23 protein-coding genes are annotated in these 21262 nt (G+C 71.1%); 12 read left to right on the forward strand and 11 right to left on the reverse strand.

The features are described 5' to 3' along the window. Positions 1-17 precede the first annotated feature (17 nt). The 5 genes from DJ010_RS22690 (at position 18) to trxA (ending at position 5189) form a co-directional block, all read left to right on the forward strand. Positions 18-2075 carry a protein kinase family protein gene (locus tag DJ010_RS22690; RefSeq protein ID WP_146207336.1) on the forward strand — a complete coding sequence of 686 codons (2058 nt, stop codon included), beginning with the start codon at positions 18-20 and terminating at the stop codon, positions 2073-2075. Further along, a complete protein-coding gene (sigM, locus tag DJ010_RS22695) occupies positions 2065-2775 on the forward strand; it encodes an RNA polymerase sigma factor SigM (protein WP_109694184.1) in 711 nt (236 codons plus the stop codon). The genes DJ010_RS22690 and sigM overlap by 11 nt, the downstream gene beginning before the upstream one ends. Positions 2776-2876: 101 nt before the next feature. After that, positions 2877-3611 (forward strand): hypothetical protein, encoded by a 735-nt coding sequence (locus DJ010_RS12520; protein WP_109694186.1) that lies wholly within the window; start codon positions 2877-2879, stop codon positions 3609-3611. A 131-nt stretch (positions 3612-3742) separates the two neighbouring features. Then, a complete protein-coding gene (gene trxB / locus DJ010_RS12525) occupies positions 3743-4771 on the forward strand; it encodes a thioredoxin-disulfide reductase (RefSeq protein ID WP_109694188.1) in 1029 nt (342 codons plus the stop codon). A 91-nt stretch (positions 4772-4862) separates the two neighbouring features. Beyond that, positions 4863-5189: a thioredoxin gene (gene trxA, locus DJ010_RS12530; protein WP_109694190.1), complete on the forward strand. Its 327-nt coding sequence runs from the start codon at positions 4863-4865 to the stop codon at positions 5187-5189. Between the two features lie 98 nt (positions 5190-5287). Here trxA and DJ010_RS12535 read toward each other — a convergent pair whose 3' ends face one another. Then, positions 5288-5938: a GNAT family N-acetyltransferase gene (locus DJ010_RS12535; protein ID WP_170124641.1), complete on the reverse strand. Its 651-nt coding sequence runs from the start codon at positions 5936-5938 to the stop codon at positions 5288-5290. A 71-nt stretch (positions 5939-6009) separates the two neighbouring features. On the opposite strand from DJ010_RS12535, the gene DJ010_RS12540 reads away from it, so the two are divergent. Together DJ010_RS12540 and DJ010_RS12545 are read left to right on the forward strand one after the other, a co-directional pair. Further along, positions 6010-7224, forward strand: a complete 1215-nt coding sequence (locus tag DJ010_RS12540; protein ID WP_109694192.1) for a pyridoxal phosphate-dependent aminotransferase — start codon at positions 6010-6012, stop codon at positions 7222-7224. A 95-nt stretch (positions 7225-7319) separates the two neighbouring features. Further along, on the forward strand, positions 7320-8108 hold the full coding sequence (locus DJ010_RS12545; protein ID WP_109694194.1) for a lysophospholipid acyltransferase family protein: 789 nt from the start codon (positions 7320-7322) through the stop codon (positions 8106-8108). Positions 8109-8237: 129 nt separating this feature from the next. On the opposite strand, the gene DJ010_RS12550 is transcribed toward DJ010_RS12545, so the two are convergent. The 8 genes from DJ010_RS12550 to rpmH all read right to left on the reverse strand — a co-directional run bounded on the left by DJ010_RS12550 (position 8238) and on the right by rpmH (position 13754). Continuing rightward, positions 8238-9230: a ParB/RepB/Spo0J family partition protein gene (locus DJ010_RS12550; RefSeq protein WP_109694196.1), complete on the reverse strand. Its 993-nt coding sequence runs from the start codon at positions 9228-9230 to the stop codon at positions 8238-8240. After that, positions 9227-10171, reverse strand: a complete 945-nt coding sequence (locus tag DJ010_RS12555) for a ParA family protein (RefSeq protein WP_281271138.1) — start codon at positions 10169-10171, stop codon at positions 9227-9229. The genes DJ010_RS12550 and DJ010_RS12555 overlap by 4 nt, the downstream gene beginning before the upstream one ends. 200 nt (positions 10172-10371) lie before the next feature. Beyond that, positions 10372-11136: a 16S rRNA (guanine(527)-N(7))-methyltransferase RsmG gene (gene rsmG / locus DJ010_RS12560; RefSeq protein ID WP_245927507.1), complete on the reverse strand. Its 765-nt coding sequence runs from the start codon at positions 11134-11136 to the stop codon at positions 10372-10374. Between the two features lie 15 nt (positions 11137-11151). Further along, on the reverse strand, positions 11152-11709 hold the full coding sequence (locus tag DJ010_RS12565) for a Jag family protein (protein ID WP_109694518.1): 558 nt from the start codon (positions 11707-11709) through the stop codon (positions 11152-11154). A gap of 26 nt (positions 11710-11735) precedes the next feature. Continuing rightward, a complete protein-coding gene (gene yidC, locus DJ010_RS12570) occupies positions 11736-12803 on the reverse strand; it encodes a membrane protein insertase YidC (protein WP_109694520.1) in 1068 nt (355 codons plus the stop codon). 90 nt (positions 12804-12893) lie between these two features. Beyond that, positions 12894-13196, reverse strand: a complete 303-nt coding sequence (yidD, locus tag DJ010_RS12575; protein WP_109694200.1) for a membrane protein insertion efficiency factor YidD — start codon at positions 13194-13196, stop codon at positions 12894-12896. Further along, positions 13193-13579, reverse strand: coding sequence for a ribonuclease P protein component (gene rnpA / locus DJ010_RS12580; protein ID WP_109694202.1), 387 nt, complete (start codon positions 13577-13579; stop codon positions 13193-13195). The genes yidD and rnpA overlap by 4 nt, the downstream gene beginning before the upstream one ends. Before the next feature lie 37 nt (positions 13580-13616). Continuing rightward, the gene (rpmH, locus tag DJ010_RS12585) at positions 13617-13754 is read right to left on the reverse strand and encodes a 50S ribosomal protein L34 (RefSeq protein ID WP_109694204.1); all 138 of its coding nucleotides are present in this window, start codon (positions 13752-13754) and stop codon (positions 13617-13619) included. 545 nt (positions 13755-14299) lie between these two features. Here rpmH and dnaA point away from each other — a divergent pair. From dnaA to gnd, 3 genes are all read left to right on the forward strand, one after another. After that, positions 14300-15868 carry a chromosomal replication initiator protein DnaA gene (dnaA, locus tag DJ010_RS12590; protein ID WP_170124642.1) on the forward strand — a complete coding sequence of 523 codons (1569 nt, stop codon included), beginning with the start codon at positions 14300-14302 and terminating at the stop codon, positions 15866-15868. 355 nt (positions 15869-16223) lie between these two features. Further along, on the forward strand, positions 16224-17369 hold the full coding sequence (dnaN, locus tag DJ010_RS12595; protein ID WP_109694208.1) for a DNA polymerase III subunit beta: 1146 nt from the start codon (positions 16224-16226) through the stop codon (positions 17367-17369). A 122-nt stretch (positions 17370-17491) separates the two neighbouring features. Beyond that, positions 17492-18415, forward strand: a complete 924-nt coding sequence (gene gnd, locus DJ010_RS12600) for a phosphogluconate dehydrogenase (NAD(+)-dependent, decarboxylating) (protein ID WP_109694210.1) — start codon at positions 17492-17494, stop codon at positions 18413-18415. On the opposite strand, the gene DJ010_RS12605 is transcribed toward gnd, so the two are convergent. Both DJ010_RS12605 and DJ010_RS12610 read right to left on the reverse strand, forming a co-directional pair. After that, positions 18412-18852: a DUF2752 domain-containing protein gene (locus tag DJ010_RS12605; protein WP_109694212.1), complete on the reverse strand. Its 441-nt coding sequence runs from the start codon at positions 18850-18852 to the stop codon at positions 18412-18414. The two genes, gnd and DJ010_RS12605, sit on opposite strands and share 4 nt — an antisense overlap. Positions 18853-18874: 22 nt before the next feature. Then, on the reverse strand, positions 18875-19306 hold the full coding sequence (locus DJ010_RS12610; protein ID WP_109694214.1) for an NINE protein: 432 nt from the start codon (positions 19304-19306) through the stop codon (positions 18875-18877). Positions 19307-19416: 110 nt separating this feature from the next. Here DJ010_RS12610 and recF point away from each other — a divergent pair, with 110 nt between their 5' ends. Both recF and DJ010_RS12620 read left to right on the forward strand, forming a co-directional pair. Beyond that, a complete protein-coding gene (gene recF, locus DJ010_RS12615) occupies positions 19417-20532 on the forward strand; it encodes a DNA replication/repair protein RecF (RefSeq protein ID WP_109694522.1) in 1116 nt (371 codons plus the stop codon). Further along, positions 20519-21100, forward strand: a complete 582-nt coding sequence (locus tag DJ010_RS12620) for a DciA family protein (RefSeq protein WP_245927509.1) — start codon at positions 20519-20521, stop codon at positions 21098-21100. The genes recF and DJ010_RS12620 overlap by 14 nt, the downstream gene beginning before the upstream one ends. The last annotated feature ends 162 nt before the right edge of the window (positions 21101-21262 follow it).

Genomic DNA, 21262 nt, shown 5'->3' on the forward strand with positions numbered 1-21262 from the left:
ACACGAAGGACTGGGGGTTGACGACGTCGACTCGGCCAGGCGACGTGCTGGCCGGCCGCTATCGGTTGATCGACCTGTTGACCGAGAGCGACGGTGGGCGGTTCTGGCGTGCCCACGACAACGTCCTGGAGCGGTACGTCGCCCTCCACGTGATCCCCGACGACGACCCGCGCGCCCCGCTGCTGATGGCCGCCGCGCGCGAGTCGGCCACCGTCCTCGACGCCCGGATCCTCCGCGTGCTCGACGCCGAGATCGTCGACGGCAAGTGCTTCGTCGTCAACGAGTGGGGCACCGGCACCTCGCTCGACATCCTGGTGACCGCGGGGGGGCCGCTCGGACCCCGCCGGGCCGCGTGGCTGGCGGCCGAGGTCGCCGGCGCGGTCGCCACCGCCCACTCCCGCGGTGTCGCCCACGGGCGGCTCAACCCCGAGAACGTGCTCATCGACCGGCTCGGCGCGGTCCGGCTGATCGGCCTCTGCGTCGACGCAGCGCTCCACGGGCTGCCCGCGGGTCGGCTCGACCACGACCGCCAGGACCTGGCGGGACTGCTGTACTGCTCGCTGACCGCGACCTGGCCCGGCCCGTCCTCCTCGATCGTCCCGGCCGCGCCCCACGCCCACGACGAGGTGCTGGCGCCGCGGCAGGTGCGGGCCGGGGTGCCGCGGCCGCTCGACCAGCTGTGGACCGACATCACCGAGACGGCTCACCAGCAGGCGAAGCCGGGCAAGAGCGGGCGATCGAAGCAGCTGCTGCAGACCCGCCAGCTGATGCAGGTCCGACGCTGGGTCGGCGACAACGGCGCCGGCCCGAGCGAGGAGGTGACCACTGCCCAGGCCGTGCAGGATCGGCTGCTGGAGTTCCTCGGCGACACCACCGGGCTGACCGAGGCGCTCGCCGGGTCGATCCCGCCGATCAACGAGGTGCGCCCGGTCGTGCTCCCGCAGGTGCCGGAGATGACCGTGCGCGACTTCGAGCGCACCGCCGCGCCGTTCGACGACGCTCCGGCGGACGAGCCGGAGGTGACCGAGGAAGGATCGACCGAGCTCGACGAGCTCGACGAGCTCGAGGAGCCCGACGAGCCCGACGAGCCGCCCATCCCGTCGGTGGCCGACATCGTCGACATGCCGACCGAGGCCGGCATGCCGGTCTTCGGCGACCCGGAGGACGGCGACGAGGTGGCCTGGCTGCGCGCCCGCAGCGTGCCGCCGCCCCCGCCGCCGCCGTTCGACGAGCCACCCGAGCGTCCGCTGTTCGCGCCCGAGCCGCCCGAGGGTGCGCCCGTACGGCGACCGCGGACCGACGTGCCCGAGCCGGTCCGGCCCTCGCCGCCCGCGGCGGAGGCGTCGCTGGCGGCCGCTGGGTTCTGGCCGTGGGAGGACACCGGCGCCGGGCCCGACCTGGACCACACCGGCGAGCACACGGCCGACCAGGACGCCGTACCCGGGCGCAGCTGGCTGCGGCTCGCGATGGTGGTCGCGGCCTGCCTGGCGCTCGTGGTCGCTGTTGCCGTGGCCTTCAACCTCGGCCGCGGCCGCACCCCGCTGGGCGCCGAGCGCGACCCGACCCGGACCCCGTCGCTGACGACGCCGCCCGAGCCGACCACGAGCCCGCTGCCCGACGTGACCGTGCGCGCCTTCGACCCGCAGAGCGAGGACGGCGCCGAGAATGACGCCGACGTCCCCCTCGCCGTCGACGGCAACGCCTCGACCAGCTGGTCGACCTCGACCTACCGCGACCAGCTCGGCCCCGCCCTGCCGGCGCTCAAGGAGGGGGTCGGGGTCTACCTCGACCTCGGCGTCGTGCGGGAGGTGGCCCGGGTCGACCTCGACCTGGTCGGGACGCCCACCTCGGTGGAGCTCTACGTCACCGACGAGGTTCCCGACGCCGTGCCGACCGGTCCGCCCGCCGCCGCCGCCGAGTCCGCGGGCCCCGACCTCACCCTCGAGCCGGCCTCGGCGAAGGGCCCGGGCACGGCCGTCACCGGGCGCTACGTCGTCGTGTGGTTCACTTCGCTCCCGGTGGTCTCGGGTGGTTTCAGGGCGGGCCTGGCGGAGGTGGTCGTGCGTGGACGGTGAGGTCGTCGGCGACCGCACCGACGCCGAGCTGCTCGCTGCCCACGTCGCCGGCGACGCCGATGCCTTCGGTGAGCTCTTCGCCCGCCATCGCGACCGGCTCTGGGCCGTCGCGCTCCGCACCAGCGGCGACCCCGAGGTCGCCGCCGACGGGCTCCAGGACGGGCTGGTCGCCGCGTTCCGCCGGGCCGGGAGCTTCCGCGGCGACGCTGCCGTCACGACCTGGCTGCACCGGGTGGTCGTCAACGCCTGCCTGGACCGTCTCCGGTCCGCGAAGGTACGACGCGCCGAGCCCCTCCCCGACGACCTCGACGAGGCGGGCCGGGGATCTCACCTGACCGCGACCGACGGCTCCGACGCGACCCTCGATCCCGCCGAGCACGGGCTGCGCTCCGAGCGCCGGGCCGCGGTGCTGGCCGCGCTCCAGCAGCTCCCCGCCGAGCAGCGCGCGGCGCTGGTGCTGGTCGACATGGAGGGCTACCCGGTCGCCGAGGTCGCCGTGATGCTCGACTGCGCCGAGGGCACCGTGAAGAGCAGGTGCGCGCGCGGCCGGGCTCGGCTCGCCGTGCTGCTGCGTCCGCTGATGGACGAGCCCGACGAGAGCGAGCCCACACCCGTCACCGGGAACCCTGCCGCCACCCCGGACGTCGGATCGTTGTCGCCCCGAGGACCACCCGGCGAGGCGGCCGCCGACCCCGCCTGACCCTTGCCTGACCCCGCCTGACCCTTGTCTGACCCTTGCCTGACCGTCGCCCCACCCGTGCCTGACCCCGCCAGCGCGACCCAGCCCGACCGAGGACCCCGATGACCACCGACGAGCCCGACGAGCAGCTCGACCCGCTCTCTCCCGCGGAGGAGGAGCAGGTCCGGGCGCTGCTCGCGGACGCCCGCGCGAACGGGCCGATGCCGGCCGACGTCGTCGCGCGCCTCGAGTCGTCGCTCGCCGGCCTGGCCGCTGAGCGGGTCCAGCTCGACCCCGAGCCCGCCGACAACGTCGTGCCGATCGCCCGCACCCGTCGCCACCGCGTCGTCGCGCTGCTGGGCGCCGCCGCTGCCGCCGTGGTGGTCGGCCTGGGCATCGGCTCGTTCGTCGACCAGGGTGAGGACCTCGACGCCGGCGACAGCGGCGCCGTGAGCTCCGACTTCGACCGCCGGGACACCGAGGCCGAGGACGCCGGCGTCGCGGCGAGCGAGGCGGCCCCGGAGGCCGAGGCCACCCCGAGCGAGGAGCTGGCCCGGCCCGACCGGCCCTACGTCGTACGCTCCGACCACCTGGGGGTCGACCTGGTCCGGGTCCAGCGCCTGGTGCTGCCGTCCCCGGTCGGGGCGATGTACTCCCACTACGCGGAGTACCTGCCCAGCGGCTTCAGGTGCAAGGTCGCCGCGTGGGGCAAGGGGGTGCTCGTCGGCGTGCAGTACGACGGCGACCCCGCCCTGGTCGTGTTCCGCGAGCCGATGGGCGACGCCCAGGTGGTGGAGGTGCTGCAGTGCGGCACCAGCGACGTGCTGCGCTCGACCACGCTGCCCGTGCCCGGCTGATCGGGCCGGGTCCGCGCTGGTCCGCGCTGGCCGCGCTGGCGCGGGCTGTCGTGGGGGAATGCCGCCCCCTACGATCGGGTTGCACCCCTTTGTCAGGTCCTTTTGACGTGTCCCCGACCGATGAGGCTTCCATGTCCGACACTTCCGAGCAGTCCACGCCGCGCAACGTGATCGTGATCGGCTCCGGGCCGTCCGGTTACACCGCCGCGATCTACGCCGCTCGCGCCCAGCTCGAGCCGCTGGTCTTCGAGGGCTCGGTGACCGCCGGCGGTGCGCTGATGACCACCACCGAGGTCGAGAACTTCCCCGGCTTCCGCGACGGCATCATGGGCCCCGCGCTGATGGACGAGATGCGCGCCCAGGCCGAGCGGTTCGGCGCCGAGCTCGTCGCCGACGACATCGTCGAGGTCGACCTCACCGGCGACGTCAAGGTCGTCAAGACCGCCACCGACACCTACACCGCGCGCAGCGTGATCCTCGCGACCGGCTCCGGCTACCGCAAGCTGGGCCTGCCGAAGGAGGACGAGCTGTCCGGCCGCGGGGTGTCGTACTGCGCGACCTGTGACGGGTTCTTCTTCCGCGAGCAGCACATCGCCGTCATCGGCGGCGGCGACTCCGCGGTCGAGGAGGCGACGTTCCTCACCCGCTTCGGCAGCAAGGTCTCGCTCATCCACCGCCGCGACTCCCTGCGCGCCTCGAAGATCATGCAGGAGCGCGCGTTCGCCGACCCCAAGCTCGAGCTGGTCTGGAACTCCGAGGTCGTCTCGATCAACGGCACCGAGTCGCTCGAGTCGATCACGCTGCGGGACACCGTGACCGGCGAGACCCGCGACCTCGCCGTGACCGGCCTGTTCATCGCGATCGGCCACGAGCCGCGCTCCGAGCTGCTCAAGGGCCAGGTCGACCTCGACGAGAACGGCTACGTGCTGGTCCAGCAGCCGAGCACGGCGACGAACCTGCCCGGCGTCTTCGCCGCCGGCGACCTGGTCGACCACCACTACCGGCAGGCCATCACCGCCGCCGGCACCGGCTGCGCCGCCGCGCTGGACGCCGAGCGCTACCTCGCGATGCTCGACCACGTCGCGTCGTCGGCCGGCTCGGCCGAGGCGACGGCTGCCGAGGTCACCGAGGTCGCCGCCGCCGTGAGCACGCCGGCCTGACCCACCCCGCACGAGCCGCGCCGGGAACATCTCCCCCGCCCCTCGTGTTCACTAGAGACACCACCGCACCGATCCATCGAAGGGAAGAACCGTGGGCAACATCCCCGCCGTCACCGACGCCGAGTTCGACACGCAGGTCCTCAAGTCCGACAAGCCCGTGCTCGTGGACTTCTGGGCGGAGTGGTGCGGCCCGTGCCGCCAGGTCGCCCCGATCCTGGACGAGATCAACGCCGCGCACGGTGACAAGATCACCTTCCTGAAGATGAACGTCGACGAGAACCCGGTCACCCCCGCGTCGTACCGCGTCACCGGCATCCCGACGATCAACGTCTACCAGAACGGTGAGGTCGTGAAGACCATCGTCGGCGCCCGCCCCAAGGCCGCCATCCTCAACGAGCTGGCCGACTTCATCGCCTGAGGTCAGCCCGCAGGGCGGATAGTCCCTGACGAAAAGCACCGAGAATCCCGTGATTCGGGTGCTTTTCGTCAGGGACTATCCCGTTTTCGGCCCTCCGGTCAGTCCACCTCGCGGTGAGCGGGCGAGGGGTTCTTGGCGGGGCGTACGGCGCCCACCAGCCGCTCGATCGCGGCCTCGACCTCGTCGCGCCAGCTGACCAGCGAGCGCAGCTCCATCCGCATCCGAGGGGTCCTCGGGTGCGGGCGGTGGGTCTTGAAGCCGACGCGGGCGAGGAACTCGGCCGGCAGCAGGCAGCCGCGATCGGGGACCAGCCGGTTGCCGCCGTGGGCGAAGGCCTCGACCGCGCGGATCCCGCCGCGGCCGACCAGGTCGCGCGCCATCCCCTGCACCAGCAGCCGGCCGATGCCGGCGCCGTCGTACCCGTCGGCGACGTAGGCCGTCGTCAGCAGCACGGCATCGGGGCTGGCGGGGGCGGTCGGGAACTGTGCCGCACCCGGGACGTACGACGGCGGCGCATAGGTCAGGTAGCCGACCGCGACCCCGTCGACGATCGCGACCCGGCCGCAGGACCCCCACTCCCGCAGCACCTCCGACATCCAGGACTCCTTGACGTCACGGGCCTCCTGCTCGTCGAGGCGGCTGCGGCGGACCGGGTCGAGCTCCCAGAACAGGCACGCGCGGCACGGCACCTCGATGGCGTCCAGGGCGTCGAGGTGGTCGAGGGTGAACGGGACCGTCGTACGGGCCACCCGACCAGGGTAGGCCGCCAGCGGGCGATATCGACCTGCATCGGCACATCGGCGGCTGCGACACTGGTGCCGTGCGCAAGATCCGCCAGAGCAAGAAGCTCCGCAACGTCCGGTACGACGTGCGCGGCCCCATCCTCGTCGAAGCCCAGCGTCTCGAGGCCGAGGGCCACCGCATCCTCAAGCTGAACATCGGCAATCCGGCGCCGTTCGGCTTCGAGGCACCCGAGGCGATCCTCGCCGACGTGACGCACCACCTCGCGGAGTCGCAGGGCTACAGCGACTCGCAGGGCATCTACTCCGCGCGGACCGCGGTCGCCCAGTACTACCAGTCGCGCGGCCTCCGGGACACCGACGTGGAGGACGTCTTCATCGGCAACGGCGTCTCCGAGCTGATCTCGATGGTGCTCCAGGCGTTCGTCGACGACGGCAACGAGATCCTCATCCCGGCGCCAGACTACCCGCTGTGGACCGGCGCGGTGACGCTCTCCGGCGGGACCCCGGTGCACTACCGGTGCGACGAGGAGAACGACTGGATGCCCGACCTGGCCGACATCGAGTCGAAGATCACCGACAACACCCACGCCATCGTCATCATCAACCCCAACAACCCCACCGGTGCCGTCTACAGCAAGCAGATGGTGGAGGCGCTGGTCGACATCGCCCGGCGTCACCAGCTGGTCGTCTTCGCCGACGAGATCTACGAGAAGATCATCTTCGACGACGCCGTCCACCACCACGCGGCCGCCGCCGCGGGGCAGGACGTGCTGTGCCTGACGTTCAGCGGTCTCTCCAAGGCCTACCGGGTCTGCGGCTACCGCGCCGGTTGGGTGATGATCTCCGGTCCGAAGGAGATCGCCGAGGAGTTCCTCGAGGGGCTGACCCTGATCGCGAACATGCGGATGTGCGCGAACGTGCCGGCCCAACACGCGATCCAGACCGCGCTGGGCGGCTACCAGTCGATCAACGAGCTGATCGTGCCCGGCGGCCGGTTCTACGAGCAGAGCATGCTCGCGCACCGACTCCTCAACGAGATCCCCGGCGTCACGTCGGTGAAGCCGCGCGGCGCGCTCTACTGCTTCCCGCGCCTGGACCCCGAGGTCTACGACATCCAGGACGACGAGCAGTTCGTCATCGAGCTGCTGCGAGCCAAGAAGATCCTGGTCACGCACGGGTCCGGCTTCAACTGGCCCGACACCGACCACTTCCGGCTGGTCACGCTCCCCGACGTCGACGTGCTCGAGGAGGCGATCGGCAGGATCGCGGAGTTCCTCGCCACCCGCCGATGACCGAGCCCGCTTTTTGTTCGTACCGCACAGTTTTTGCGACTGGTTCTGCCTGGACCGCTGTCGCTTCTAGCGAGCCGGCCTGAGAGACTCGATCGGTGCGCGACATCACCTATCCCCCGGTCATCGTCACGGCGAAGGTGCTGTTCAAGCTCCTCGGGCAGCGCTTCCAGCTGTCCGGCACCGAGCACGTCCCGCGCAAGGGCGGTGCCCTGCTCGCGATCAACCACACCGGGTACGTCGACTTCATCTACGGCGGTCTCGCCGCGAACCCCTCGAAGCGGCTGGTCCGGTTCATGATCAAGCGCGAGATGATGGACAAGCCCGGGGTCGGCCACCTGCTGCGGAGCTTCCACCACATCCGCGTCGACCGCGACTCCGGCGTCCAGTCGATGCTCGACGCCCGGTCCTACCTCGAGGCCGGCGAGGTCGTCGGGATCTATCCCGAGGCCACCATCTCCCGGTCCTTCGAGATCAAGGAGCTCAAGAGCGGTGCCGTCCGGATCGCGGCCGACGCCGGCGTCCCGCTGATCCCGGTCATCGTCTGGGGCGCGCACCGGCTGATGACCAAGGACCACCCCCGCGACTTCTCCCGCTCCCGCAAGACGATCGCGGTCCGCGTCGGCCAGCCGATGCACCCCACGGGGGAGGACATCAACGCCGAGACGGCCGCCTTGCGTACGGCGATGCAGCGACTCCTCGACGAGACCATCGCCGCCTACCCCGAGGACGAGAAGGCACCTGGCTCCTGGTGGACGCCGGCCCGCTTCGGCGGGAGCGCCCCGACGCCCGAGGAGGCGGCGCGGCTGGACCAGGAGGAGCGGCGGGCGCGCGCCCAGAAGGCCGCCGCCAAGCGCGCCGCGAAGGGCGACAAGTCGTCCAAGTGACCTATCGACTTGTCGGCAGATCGACTCGTCGACAAGTCGTCAGGTCGTCAGGTCGCTTTGTCGACATGGTCCGCTCCGCGGTCGCGGGTGACCACCGCGGTCGAGGCGCCCGGCCCCGGTCGGCCGACCTCAGTCGGCCTGCGGGTCCATGATGTTGATGATCCGGCGCAGGTCCTCGAGCGTCGCGAACTCGACGGTGATCTTGCCCTTGGCCTTGCCCAGGTCGATCTTGACCCGCGTCTCCAGCCGATCGGCCAGCCGGTCGCTGAGCTCGACGAGCCCGGGTGCGAACGGCTTGGGGTGGACGGCTCGCCGCTTCGTGGTGGGGCCGTCGTCGCCGACCGCGACGATCTCCTCCAACCCGCGGACGCTGATGCCCTCGGCGATCACCCGCTGGGCGAGCCGGTCCTGGACCTCGGCATCCGGGACGCCGAGCAGCGCCCGAGCGTGACCGGCCGAGAGCACGCCGGCGGCGACCCGGCGCTGGACCGCGGGGCTCAGCTTCAGCAGGCGCAGCGTGTTGCTGATCTGCGGCCGCGACCGGCCGATCCGCTGGGCGAGCTCGTCGTGGGTGCAGCCGAAGTCCTCGAGCAGCTGCTGGTAGGCCGATGCCTCCTCCAGCGGGTTCAGCTGGGCGCGGTGGAGGTTCTCCAGGAGCGCGTCGCGCAGCATGTCGGCGTCGTCGGTCTGGCGGACGATGGCCGGGATCTTGTCCAGGCCGGCCTGCTGGGCCGCGCGCCACCGGCGCTCGCCCATGATCAGCTCGTAGGACCCGGCGGAGATCTCCCGGACGACCACCGGCTGCAGCAGCCCGATCTCGCGCACGCTGTGCACGAGCTCGGCCATCGCCTCCTCCTCGAAGACCTGGCGCGGCTGCACGTGGTTCGGACGGATCGAGGTGGGCTCGAGCTCGGCGAAGTAGGCGCCGTCGACGGTCACGAGCGGTTGGCGATCGTCCTGGGCCGGCGCGGACGCCGGCGGGGACGCCGACCCGGTCGCAGCCTCGGCGGGCTCGGCCGTCGTCGTGGCCGTGCCCACCGGAGTGGGCGGCTCAGGGGGAGCGGTGGGGATCAACGATCCGAGACCGCGACCCAGGCCCCGCCGCGGGGTGTTGCCACTCATGCGTTGCTCCCTCGTGTCCCGCGCGTCGCGATCTCCCGCGCAGCCTCCAGATAGCTGAGCGCGCCCGGTGAGCTCGGATCGTAGGTCATCACCGTCTGGCCGTACGACGGCGCCTCCGACACCCGCACCGAGCGGGGGATCGCGGTCTTGATGACCTGGTCCCCGAAGTGCTCCCGCACCTCCTGGGCGACGCCGGCGGCGAGCCGGGTCCGCGCGTCGAACATCGTGAGGAGGATCGTCGAGACCGCGAGCTCGGGGTTGAGATGGGCCCGGACCATGTCGACGGTCTTGAGCAGCTGACCCAGCCCCTCGAGGGCGTAGTACTCCGCCTGGATCGGGATCATCATCTCCGCGCCCGCGACCAGCGCGTTGAGCGTCAGCAGTCCGAGCGAGGGCGGGCAGTCGATGAGGACGTAGTCGTAGCGGTCGGGACCGGTGAGGGCCGCCGCGCCGACCCGCGGGTGGCCCAGGATCGCCTTCCGCAGCCGGCCCTCGCGAGCGACGACGCTCACCAGCTCGATCTCGGCACCGGCGAGGTCGATCGTCGCCGGCACCACGTCGAGGCGCTCGCAGTCGGGGCAGGCCTGCACCGCCTCGGCGAGGGGGACGTCGTCCACCAGGACCTCATAGGTACCGACCGTGCCCTGGCGGTGGTCCACGTTGAGGGCGGTGGACGCGTTGCCCTGAGGGTCCAGGTCGATGACCAGCACCCGCTGCCCGAGCTCTGAGAGAGCGGCCGCGATGTTGACCGTCGTCGTGGTCTTGCCCACGCCGCCCTTTTGGTTGGCGACGACGAAGATCCGGGTGGCCTCGGGCCGGGGTACCGGCTCGCGCTGGATCCCCTGGCGGAGGATCACGGACTGGTGGGCTTCCGCAGCGAGCGGAGTCTGGTCGTCCGCGAAGGAGGTCTCGTACGCCGCGAGATCAGCGGCCGTGCGCACGCCGAAGCCGGTTTCACGTGAAACACCCGAGGGGCTCGTTTCACGTGAAACATCGTTCGGCGACGGGTCGTACGGCGGTTCGGTCGGTTCACCCGACACCGGGGCCTCCTGTGGAAAAGTGGGCGCGGACTGTGGAACTTCAGGCTCAGCAGGGGGTTCGGGACCGGTGGAAAACTCGTCCGGCCAGCGGTTCACGAGCCTCACCTCTTCCGTCGCGGCGATCGACGCTTTCCGCTTCGACCACCCCCGCGACCCCCGGAAGTCGGCAACGATACTCGCGCCGGATCGGCCCAGGTAACCCGAACGACCCTGGTCTGTGCAGACGTCGTGCCGGGGGCAGCCGAGCCCGCGACCGGTGGAGCCGAGAGCACCTCCACGGTCGGTGCCGCACAGCCGAGCTCCCTCAGCACGGACCGCGCCGAGTCGATCTCCTCCTCCGCCGAGTCACCCTTCATCGCCAGCAGGAAGCCGGCGGGAGCGACCAGGGGCATGCACCACCCCAGGAGACGCTCCAGGGGCGCCACGGCCCGCGCAGTCACCACGTCGTAGGTCTCGTCTCCGTGGACGGCATCGGCCCGGTCCCGACGTACCAGCACGTTGTCGAGACCGAGGCCGGCTGCGACCTCCTCGAGGAACGTGGTGCGACGCAGGAGCGGCTCCACCAAGGTCACCCGGACGTCGGGACGGGCCAGCGCGACAACCAGGCCCGGCAGCCCGGCCCCCGAACCGATGTCGGCCAGGCGGGCGTCGCGGGGGAGCGCGGTGGCCAGGAGTGCGCAGTTGACCAGGTGTCGGTCCCAGAGACGGGGCACCTCGCGCGGGCCGATGAGCCCCCGCACGACGCCGTCGGTCGCCAGGAGCTCGGCGTAGCGCTCGACCAGGGAGAGGCGATCGGAAGGGAACAGGGCCCGCACCACCTCGGGTGCGGGCCCTGCGCCGCCCGTCTCGCCGACGGGATGTTTCACGTGAAACGGCTCGGGTCAGTCCGCGGGCAGCACGACGACGTGCCGTCGCGGCTCCACGCCCTCCGACTCCGAGCGGAGCCCCGCCGCGGCGACCGCGTCGTGGACGATCTTGCGCTCGAACGGCGACATCGGGTCGAGCGACATCGGCTCACCGGACGCCTTCACGTCGGCCGCAGCCTGCTCCCCGAGCTTGGTGAGTCGGGTCCGCTTGTCGGCGCGGTAGCCGGAGATGTCGAGCATCAGTCGCGAACGCTCACCGGTCTCGCGGTAGACCGCCAACCGGGTGAGCTCCTGCAGCGCCTCGAGAACCTTCCCGTCCGGACCCACCAGCTGCGAGAGATCGGCGCCGACGATCGAGACAGCCGCGCGGTCTGCCTCGACGTCCATGTCCAGGTCGCCGTCGAGGTCGGCGATGTCGAGGAGCTCCTCGAGGTAGTCGGCCGCGATGTCGCCCTCGCGCTCGAGGCGGGCGACGAGGTCGGTGTCCCCCTCCTCGGCGTCGGCGTCGGACCCCTCGGACTCCTCCGCCTCGGTGCCCTCGAGCTCGTCGGTCTCTTCGATGTCGTCGGCCATGGTCGGGTCGACCTCGGCGTCGGTGCTCACTTGCTGCCTCCATTGTTCGGGTTGGATCCGCCCGGCTTGCCGGACTTGCGTTGGGAGCGGGTCTGCCGCTTGGGCTGGACGCGCTGCGAAGGACGCGGCTCCTCGACCTGCCGCTCGGGCTCCGCCACCGCCTCGGAGACGGCGTACTTCTCCGGGTGCTTGGCAGCCTTCGCCTTGTCCCGCTCCTCCTTGGCCTTGAACGCAGGCGTGCCGGGGGCGGGGTTGTTGCGGATGACGTAGAACTGCTGGCCCATCGTCCACAGGTTCGAGGTGGTCCAGTAGAGGAGGACGCCGATCGGGAACGCCACACCGCCGAGGCCGAAGGCGACCGGAAGGATGTAGAGCAGCATCTTCTGCTGCTGCGCGTAGGGACCGCTGAGCGCGTCGGCCGGCATGTTCTTGGCCATCAGCTGCCGCTGCGTGAGGAACGTGGTCGCGGTCATCATCAGCACCAGCACCAGTGAGACACCCATGACGATGCCGTTCGGGTCGTCACCCCACGTCCGGGCACCCCAGAACGAGTCGGCCAGCGGGATCTTCCCGAACACCTCGGACTCACCGAACTGTCGGGCCCGATCCTCGGTGAGGAAGCCGTGCGCCGTGCCCTTCTTCGCCGCCTGGTCGAGCAGGCGGAACAGCGCGAAGAAGATCGGCATCTGCAGGAGGATCGGGAGGCAGGACGCGAACGGGTTGGTCCCGGCGTCCTTGTAGAGCTTCATCGTCTCCTCGGCCAGCTTCTGCCGGTCGTGGCCGTACTTCTTCTGCAGCTCCCGCACCTTCGGCTGGATCAGCTGCATGTTGCGGCTCGACTTGATCTGCTTCACGAAGAGCGGGATCAGCGCCGCGCGGATGACCAGCGTCAGGCCGATGATCGACAGCGCCCAGGCCGCACCGCCGGCCGGGTCGAGGCCCATGAGGTCGAACAGCTTGTGCCAGCCCAGCAGTACCGCCGAGATGATGTAGTACAGCGGCACCATGATGAAGTGGCCGATGTCGCCGATGAAGCCCACTAGTGGTCCTCTCCCTCGATGAGGTGGGTGTAGCCGTGCCTCCGGTGCGTGCATCGCAAGGCGCCGGTGCGACGCCATACCGGGTTGTCTGTCGAGCGCCGGCAACGCCGCGAGGCGCGTGCCGGGGGTGCGGAGACGCCCGCCTCAGCGGGGGAGTGGACCACTTGCGGCTCCTTGCTCGATGGATGGCGCGTGGTGACTGGCCGCCTCGGCGGCACGGTCACGACGCGAAGTCTTGGCGGGGACGTGGTCGACGCCTCCGGCGGCCCACGGGTGGCAGCGGCCCAGGCGGCGCACCGCCAGCCAGCTGCCCTTGATGCTCCCGTGGGTCTGCACCGCCTCCAGGGCGTACGCCGAGCACGACGGGTAGTAGCGGCACACGTCGCCGTAGAGCGGGCTGATCACCGCTCGGTAGCCGCGCAGCAGCGCGACCAACAGCCACTTCACCGCGTCGCCACCTGTCCGGAGCCCGGCCGGCCGGACTGCCCGGCTTCGAGGCTCCTCCCCAGGCAACGGTCCAGGTCGGCAGCGAGTTCCTCGGAGGAGGACGTGGCCGCCGCCGGCAGGGCCCGGACGACAAGCAACGCGCCGCCGGGCAGCAAGGCGACCCGCGAGCGGGCGAGGTGCCGGAGTCGGCGCTTCACCGTGTTCCGCACGACCGCGTTGCCGACCGCCTTGCTGACCACGAAGCCGACCCGGGCCGGCTCGACGGCGCCCGCGTCACCGGTCGCCAGGTGCGTCACCAGGGTGCGCGCAGCGGACCGACGGCCCGCCTTCACGGCGTGTCGGAACGAGTCGGGTCGGGTCAGCCGGTGGTCGGCAGGCAGCACGAAGCCCTCCGGAGGCAGAGCCGGTCGGGCCGTGGCCTCAGACGGCCAGGCTCTTGCGGCCCTTCCGGCGACGGTTCGCCAGGATCGCGCGGCCGGCGCGCGTGCGCATCCGCAGTCGGAACCCGTGCGTCTTGTGACGGCGACGGTTGTTCGGCTGGTACGTCCGCTTGCTCACGATCGACCTCTCGGCTTTCAGTACGTCTCGGGAAGGGTCATCCGGCGCGGCCCGGCAGTCGAGCGCACAGGGCGATCGAGGGCAGTCACAGCTTCGGCTGGCACCGCGCATCCATGGAGACCTGCTGGCAGAGCCATGGACATGCGGCACCGGTCGACACCGGATGACCGAACAACGGTACGCGGCGGCGAATCGCCCGGTCAAACCGGCGAAACGCACAACCCTAGGGCGGGTCCGGCCAGGATCCTGGGCACCCCGCCGGAAGGTTGTCGACAGGTTCCTGAGATCCTGTGGAGAACGGGTTGATCCACAGGCCCAACCCGGCTACGTTCGGCCTCTCCGGGATTCCCCGCCGGTTCGGGTCACACGAGGGCCCATGCGTCGCCGACATCACGGCCTCCGAACGTAGAACTGGCCGCTGACCTGCGCAAACGCATGGACATTCGGATCCGGAACGGCCTCGGCGAGGCGCCGCGCACGGCGCTCACCATGTGTTCACAGCCTGTGGACAAAGTTGTGGAGCGACACGATTGGGAGAGGAAGCCGTGACCGGGAACGACGAGGCACCGGAGACCCGGAACGAGCCGCCCGACGCGGATCCGGCCACCCTCCGCCTGGAGGACGCCTGGCAGTCCGTGGTCGAGGAGCTCCAGGCACCGCAACGGGCCTGGCTCCAGGCCAGCCGACCGGTCACGCTGCACGGCAGCACCGCGATCGTCGCCGTGCCCGACGACTACACGCGCAAGCGGCTCGAGGACCGGGTGCGCGGCGACGTCGAGCACGCGCTGACCGACCGGTTCGGTTACGACGTGCAGCTCGCCGTCACCGTCGACCCCAGCCTGCGTAGCGGACCCATCGAGCTCCCCGCGGAGGAGGAGCAGCCGGTCGTCGCTGCCGAGCAGCCGCGGACCGAGCCGGAGCCGGTCGGTGAGGGTGGATTCAGCGACTTGTCGACAAATCGACAGATCGACTCGTCGACGTACGACGACGACGCCACGCCCACCTTCGACGCCATCCGCAACAAGTTCCCCTCGCCGCCGCCCAGCATCGACGGCCACCGCCCGACCCAGGCACCGGAGTCGAGGCTCAACCCGAAGTACACCTTCGAGACGTTCGTCATCGGCTCGTCCAACCGCTTCCCGCACGCGGCCGCCGTCGCCGTGTCCGAGGCGCCGGGCAAGTCCTACAACCCGCTGCTCGTCTACGGCGACTCCGGCCTGGGCAAGACCCACCTGCTGCACGCGATCGGGCACTACGTCCGCAGCCTGTACGCCGGTGCGAAGGTGCGCTACGTCAGCTCCGAGGAGTTCACGAACGAGTTCATCAACTCCATCCGCGACGACCGCCAGGACCGGTTCAAGCGGCGCTACCGCGAGGTCGACGTCCTCCTCATCGACGACATCCAGTTCCTGCAGGGCAAGACCCAGACGCAGGAGGAGTTCTTCCACACGTTCAACTACCTGCACAACGCGCAGAAGCAGATCGTGCTCACCTCCGACCAGGCGCCCAAGCGGCTCGAGGCGCTGGAGGACCGGCTCCGCAACCGGTTCGAGTGGGGCCTCATCACCGACGTGCAGCCGCCGGACCTCGAGACCCGGATCGCGATCCTCCGCAAGAAGGCGGCGATGGACCGGCTCACCGCGCCGCCGGACGTGCTCGAGTTCATCGCGAGCAAGATCCAGACCAACATCCGCGAGCTCGAGGGTGCCCTCATCCGGGTCACGGCGTTCGCCAACCTCAACCGGCAGGACGTCGACCTCACCCTCGCCGAGATCGTCCTCAAGGACCTGATCCCCGAGGGCGGCGAGCCCGAGATCACCGCGCCGCTGATCATCGCTCAGACCGCGGCGTACTTCGGCCTCTCGATCGAGGAGCTCACCGGACCCAGCCGCGGCCGCCACCTGGTGATGGCCCGCCAGATCGCGATGTACCTCTGCCGGGAGCTCACCGGGCTGTCGCTGCCGAAGATCGGCGCCCAGTTCGGCAACCGCGACCACACGACGGTGATGTACGCCGAGCGCAAGATCAACCAGCTCCTCGGCGAGCGGCGCGCGGTCTTCAACCAGGTCAGCGAGCTCACCAACCGGGTCAAGATGCAGGCCCGTCAGGGCTGACCGCTCGTCCGGTGACCGGGTCGGCGTTGTGGACAGCACCCCCGAATTGGTGCGAACTACACGGGGAGGATTCTGTGGCCGCGGCTTTCCTGTCGTTCCACAGCCCCACGAACTCCACAACCCCGCCTACGCAGGCCCGTCGTGGTCCACACCGTCGTCCACACGCGAATTCTCAGCCTCACCTGCGGGAACGGCCGATCTCCACAGTTTCCACCGACGCTATGACTACTCCCAGAATTCCTATGCTCCGATCCGACGTGAACAAGTTCTCCGCCACCCCTCTGTGGAGAACCCCCCGCATGGCAGGATTCGACCTGCCGCCACACCCGTGTAGTTCGACGTGTAAGGACACACCGTGAAGTTCCGTGTCGATCGCGACGTCTTCGCAGACGCCGTCGCCTGGGCCGCCCGCAGCCTGCCCGTCCGCCCGAGCTCGCCCGTCCTGGCCGGGCTCCTCATCGAGGCCGGCGACGACGGGCTCGTGCTCTCCACCTTCGACTACGAGACGTCGGCTCGCGCGACCGTCACCGCGGAGGTCAGCGACGAGGGCGCCGCTCTCGTCAGCGGCCGGCTGCTCGCCGACATCTGTCGCAGCCTCCCGGCCAAGCCGATCGACATGATGATCGACGGTGCCCGGGTCTCGCTCACCTGTGGCTCGGCGCGGTTCTCCCTGCAGACGATGCCGGTCGAGGACTACCCCTCGATCCCGGAGATGCCGGCGGCGACCGGCACCGTGCCGAGCGAGACCTTCGCGCACGCCGTCGCTCAAGCGGTCACCGCGGCCGGCCGCGACGACATGCTCCCCGTCCTCACCGGCGTGCGGATCGAGATCGAGGGTGACACCATCGCGCTCCTGGCCACCGACCGGTTCCGTCTTGCCCAGCGCGAGCTCACCTGGAACCCGGGCCAGCCCGACGCCAGCCTCGCTGCGCTGGTCCCGGCCCGCGTGCTCGGCGACACCGCCAAGTCGCTGACCGCCGGGGCGGAGGTCACCATCGCGCTGTCGGCCTCCGGCAGCGGCGACGGCATCATCGGCTTCGAGGGCAGCGGGCCCGGCGGTGTCCGTCGTACGACGACGCGACTGCTCGACGGCGAGTTCCCCAAGGTCCGCAGCCTGTTCCCCAGCGAGCGACTCACCGTCGCCAAGCTCGACAAGGCCTCGCTCATCGAGTCGCTCAAGCGCGTCTCGCTCGTCGCCGAGCGCAACACCGCCGTGCAGCTGGCGTTCAAGGACGGCGCCCTCACGCTCGACGCCGGGTCCGGCGACGAGGCGCAGGCGTCGGAGTCGGTCGAGGCGCAGATCGAGGGCGAGGACCTGGTCACCGGGTTCAACCCGCAGTTCCTGCTCGACGGCCTCGGCGTCATCGACGAGGCGGTCGTCGAGCTCTCCTTCACGCAGGCGTCGAAGCCGGTCGTCATCACCGGCACCCCCGACGAGTCGGTCTCCGACCACGCCGGCTCGTTCCGCTACCTCTTGATGCCGCGTCGGCTGCTGGGCTGAGCCCTCATCGCACCGAACCGGGTCTCGACCGCCGTCGCGCCCTCGCAAGCTCGGCCGCGGCCCTGCACGACCTCCCTCGCCACGCCGTGCGCTCCTTCGTCGCGCCCGGCTAGGCTCACGACATGCACATCGGACTCATCGGACTCGGCAAGATGGGTGGCAACATGCGCACCCGGATGCGCAACGCGGGCCTGACGGTCGTCGGCTACGACCGCAACCCCGACCTCTCCGACGTCGACAGCCTCGAGGCGCTGGTGGAGGCGTTGCCCGCTCCCAAGGTGGTGTGGGTGATGGTGCCGGCTGGCGACCCGACCCGCTCCACGATCGCCGCGCTCAAGGAGCTGCTCGGCGAGGGAGACGTCGTCGTCGACGGCGGCAACTCGAAGTACACCGACGACGCGGTCAACGCGGCCTCGCTGGCGGAGAAGGGCATCGGCTTCGTCGACTGCGGTGTGTCCGGCGGGGTCTGGGGCCTGGAGAACGGCTACGCGCTGATGTACGGCGGGCCGGCCGACCAGGCGGAGAAGGTGATGCCGGCCTTCGAGGCGCTGAAGCCCGGCGACAGCCCCGACGGCATCGTCCACTGCGGCTCGACGCCGGGCGCGGGGCACTTCGCGAAGATGGTCCACAACGGCATCGAGTACGCGATGATGCAGGCCTACGCCGAGGGCTGGGAGCTGCTGGAGAAGGTCGACATCGTCGAGAACGTGCCCGACGTCTTCGCCTCCTGGCGCACCGGCACCGTCGTCCGCTCCTGGCTGCTGGACCTGCTGGTCGAGCAGCTCCGCGAGGACGAGCACCTCGACGAGCTGCGGGGGTACGCCGAGGACTCCGGCGAGGGCCGCTGGACCGTCGAGGCGGCGATCGAGAACGCCGTGCCGATGCCGGCCATCGCCGCCAGCCTGTTCGCCCGCTTCGTGTCGCGGCAGGACGACGACGTCGCGATGAAGGCGGTCGCGGCGATGCGCCGCGGTTTCGGCGGACACGCCGTCACGCGGAAGGACGTCCCGCCGACGGTGTCTCCGCCGCCGCCGACCGACGGCTAGAGCGCGTAGGCCAGGCGGACGGCTGCGAAGACCAGCCAGACCGCCCCGATGCCCAGCGCGACCGGGTGGCGCAGGACCTTGTCGAGATCGGGCGGGGGGACCCGTCGTACGCGACGGACGGCGACGACCACCGCCAGCACTACGACCGCGGCGACGAGCAGCATCCCGAACGGGTGGGAGGAGAAGGACTGCTCCCACCAGCCGTGCGCGGCGTAGACCCACGAACGGGTCAGCCCGCAGCCGGGGCACGGCAGGCCGGTGAGGGCGCGGAACGGGCAGAGGACCGGGCCGTCCTCGATGTGGTCGGGGGAGAAGACGAACGACGCTCCGATGGCAGCGACCCCGCCCACCGCGACGACCTCCGCACCCGAGATGCGGCGGCGCCGGAGGAGCTGCTGCTCCTCGGAGGTGGACGGGGTCCCTGTCGTCGGGGTCATGGGGATCGGCTCGGCGTCGGGCTCAGCGGTAGGGGCGGCCGTCGACGTCGTGCTGCTTGCGGAGCGCGATCATGATCGCGTCGTAGAGCGCCCAGAAGCCGCAACCACCACAGGTGATCAGCTTGACGACTCCGAGGCCGGTCTCGCCCTTGTAGAACTTGTCGATGCCGAGGCTGCCGCCGATCCAGGCGATCAGCACCATGGTCAGCCACTCCTTGTCGGAGAACAGGCCGGGCACGTCCTTCGCGGCGATGTACTGCTGGCTGTCGCCCGAGCGCACGGGGGTGTCGCCCTTGACCTGGCCGGCGACCGCCATCTGCGCGAGGCCGTTGAAGTCGAGGGGGCCCTGCTCCTGGCCGAGCACCGAGACGTAGAAGGGACCACCGGGGTTGGCCGGCTGGGGCGGGGGACCGCCGTAGCCACCGGGCGGCGGGGGAACTGGAGGTTGAGTCATGGAGTGCAGCCTAGGTCCCGGAGGACGTGTTGAAACCTCATTCCTGCAGCGATTGGGCAAAACCCGCGGGCGAGCGCGCAGTCGTCGGCGGGGCGCGGGATGATGGCGTGGTGCACGTCTCGCACCTGACCCTCCACGACTTCCGGTCGTACGCCGACGTGGAGGTCCCCCTCGACGCGGGTGTCACCGCGTTCGTCGGGAGCAACGGGCAGGGCAAGACCAACCTCGTCGAAGCGGTCGACTACCTGTCCCGGCTCGCCTCGCACCGGGTCGCGACCGACGCGCCGCTGATCCGCGCCGGCGCCGAGCAGGCCCTGGTGCGCGCGGCGGTGGTCCGTGACGGCCGCACCGCCGTGCTCGAGGTGGAGCTCAACCCGGGCCGCGCCAACCGGGCGCGCGTCAACCGCTCGCCGCTGTCCAAGGCCCGCGATCTGGTCGGCCTGCTGCGCACGGTGGTGTTCAGTCCCGAGGACCTGGCGCTGGTGAAGGGCGACCCGTCGGAGCGGCGGCGGTTCCTCGACGACCTGCTCGTGCTGCGCACCCCGCGGCTCGCCGGCGTCCGGGCCGACTACGACCGGGTGCTCAAGCAGCGCAACAGCCTGCTCAAGACGATCTACGCCGCGCGCGGCAGCAGCCGCGACGCCGCGCTCGCCACGCTGGCGGTGTGGGACGACCACCTGGTCGCCGCCGGCACCGAGCTGCTCGAGACCCGCCAGGCACTCGTGGCCGACCTGGCGCCGTACCTCGGCAAGGCCTACGAGGCCGTCGCCCGCGGGGCGTCGCGCGACGACGCGCGGATCGCCTACCGCTGCTCGTTCGAGGACTCGTTCCGCGAGGAGCTCGCGCGCCGGCAGGACGAGGAGGTCGCCCGCGGCGTGACGCTGGTCGGGCCGCACCGTGACGACCTGTTGCTGACCCTGGGTCCGGGCGAGACCGACCGGCTGCCGGTCAAGGGCTACGCCTCGCACGGGGAGTCGTGGTCGTTCGCGCTCGCGCTGCGGCTGGCGTCGTACGACCTGTTGCGCGCGGAGGGCGACGACCCGATCCTGATCCTCGATGACGTGTTCGCCGAGCTCGACGCCGACCGGCGCAACCAGCTCGCCGAGCTGGTTGCGGGGGCGGAGCAGGTGCTGGTGACGGCAGCGGTCCGCGCCGACGTGCCGGACGTGCTCGCCGGTGCGACGTTCGCGGTGGCCGGAGGGGAGGTGACCCGTGTCGGCGGATGACGCAGCCGGTGCAGGGCCCGACGACGCCGGCGACGACGGGCAGGACCACCGGCCCGACGGCCTCGACCTGGCGCGGGCGATGATGCGCGGCGCAGTGGCGCCGGGCGCTGCGCCTGCGGGGCGCAAGAAGAAGTGGCGACCCTCCGGCACCAAGGCGCCGCGCGCGCGGCGGGGGAGCCAGGGCGGGATGAGCGGGGCCTACCCCGACGACCGCGACCCGCAGCCGCTGGGCGGCGAGGTCGGCCGGCTCATCGACCAGCACGGCTGGGGCCTCGACCTCCAGGTGCGGGGCGTCTTCGCGCGCTGGGCCGAGGTGGTCGGGCCGGAAATCGGCGCGCACTCCACACCGGAGACCCTCCAGGACGGCACCCTCGTCGTCCGCACCGACTCGACCGCGTGGGCGACCGAGCTCAAGCTGCTCGCGCCCAGCATCGTCAAGCGCCTCAACGGCGAGCTCGGCGACGGCACCGTGCTGGTCGTAGAGGTGCTCGGCCCGAACGCGCCGAGCTGGAAGCACGGAAGGCTCGGGCTGCGCGACGGGCGGGGCCCGCGCGACACCTACGGGTGAGCCCGTCTGCGGCCTCCGGAGAGGGCCTGGAAGGTTGGGCGGTCGTACGGGGGCTTGGTCGCACCCCTGCGCGGCGCTGCAAATGGCCCCGTTGTGGCACACAGGAGGGTTTTTCCTCCACAGTCCCCCCGCGTCGGGGACCCAGGAGCGTGTCCTGAGGCC

The sequence above is a fragment of the Nocardioides silvaticus genome (assembly GCF_003160695.1).
GTDB classification, from domain to species: domain Bacteria; phylum Actinomycetota; class Actinomycetes; order Propionibacteriales; family Nocardioidaceae; genus Nocardioides; species Nocardioides silvaticus.

Bases quoted from the DNA above. Each gene is read 5' to 3' on its own strand.
- DJ010_RS12520 (WP_109694186.1), top strand. From the start codon at position 2,877: ATGACCACCGACGAGCCCGACGAGCAGCTCGACCCGCTCTCTCCCGCG.
- trxB (WP_109694188.1), top strand. From the start codon at position 3,743: ATGTCCGACACTTCCGAGCAGTCCACGCCGCGCAACGTGATCGTGATC.
- DJ010_RS12550 (WP_109694196.1), bottom strand. From the start codon at position 9,230: ATGAGTGGCAACACCCCGCGGCGGGGCCTGGGTCGCGGTCTCGGATCG.
- DJ010_RS12565 (WP_109694518.1), bottom strand. From the start codon at position 11,709: ATGGCCGACGACATCGAAGAGACCGACGAGCTCGAGGGCACCGAGGCG.
- yidC (WP_109694520.1), bottom strand. From the start codon at position 12,803: ATGCACGCACCGGAGGCACGGCTACACCCACCTCATCGAGGGAGAGGA.
- gnd (WP_109694210.1), top strand. From the start codon at position 17,492: ATGCACATCGGACTCATCGGACTCGGCAAGATGGGTGGCAACATGCGC.
- DJ010_RS12605 (WP_109694212.1), bottom strand. From the start codon at position 18,852: ATGACCCCGACGACAGGGACCCCGTCCACCTCCGAGGAGCAGCAGCTC.
- DJ010_RS12610 (WP_109694214.1), bottom strand. From the start codon at position 19,306: ATGACTCAACCTCCAGTTCCCCCGCCGCCCGGTGGCTACGGCGGTCCC.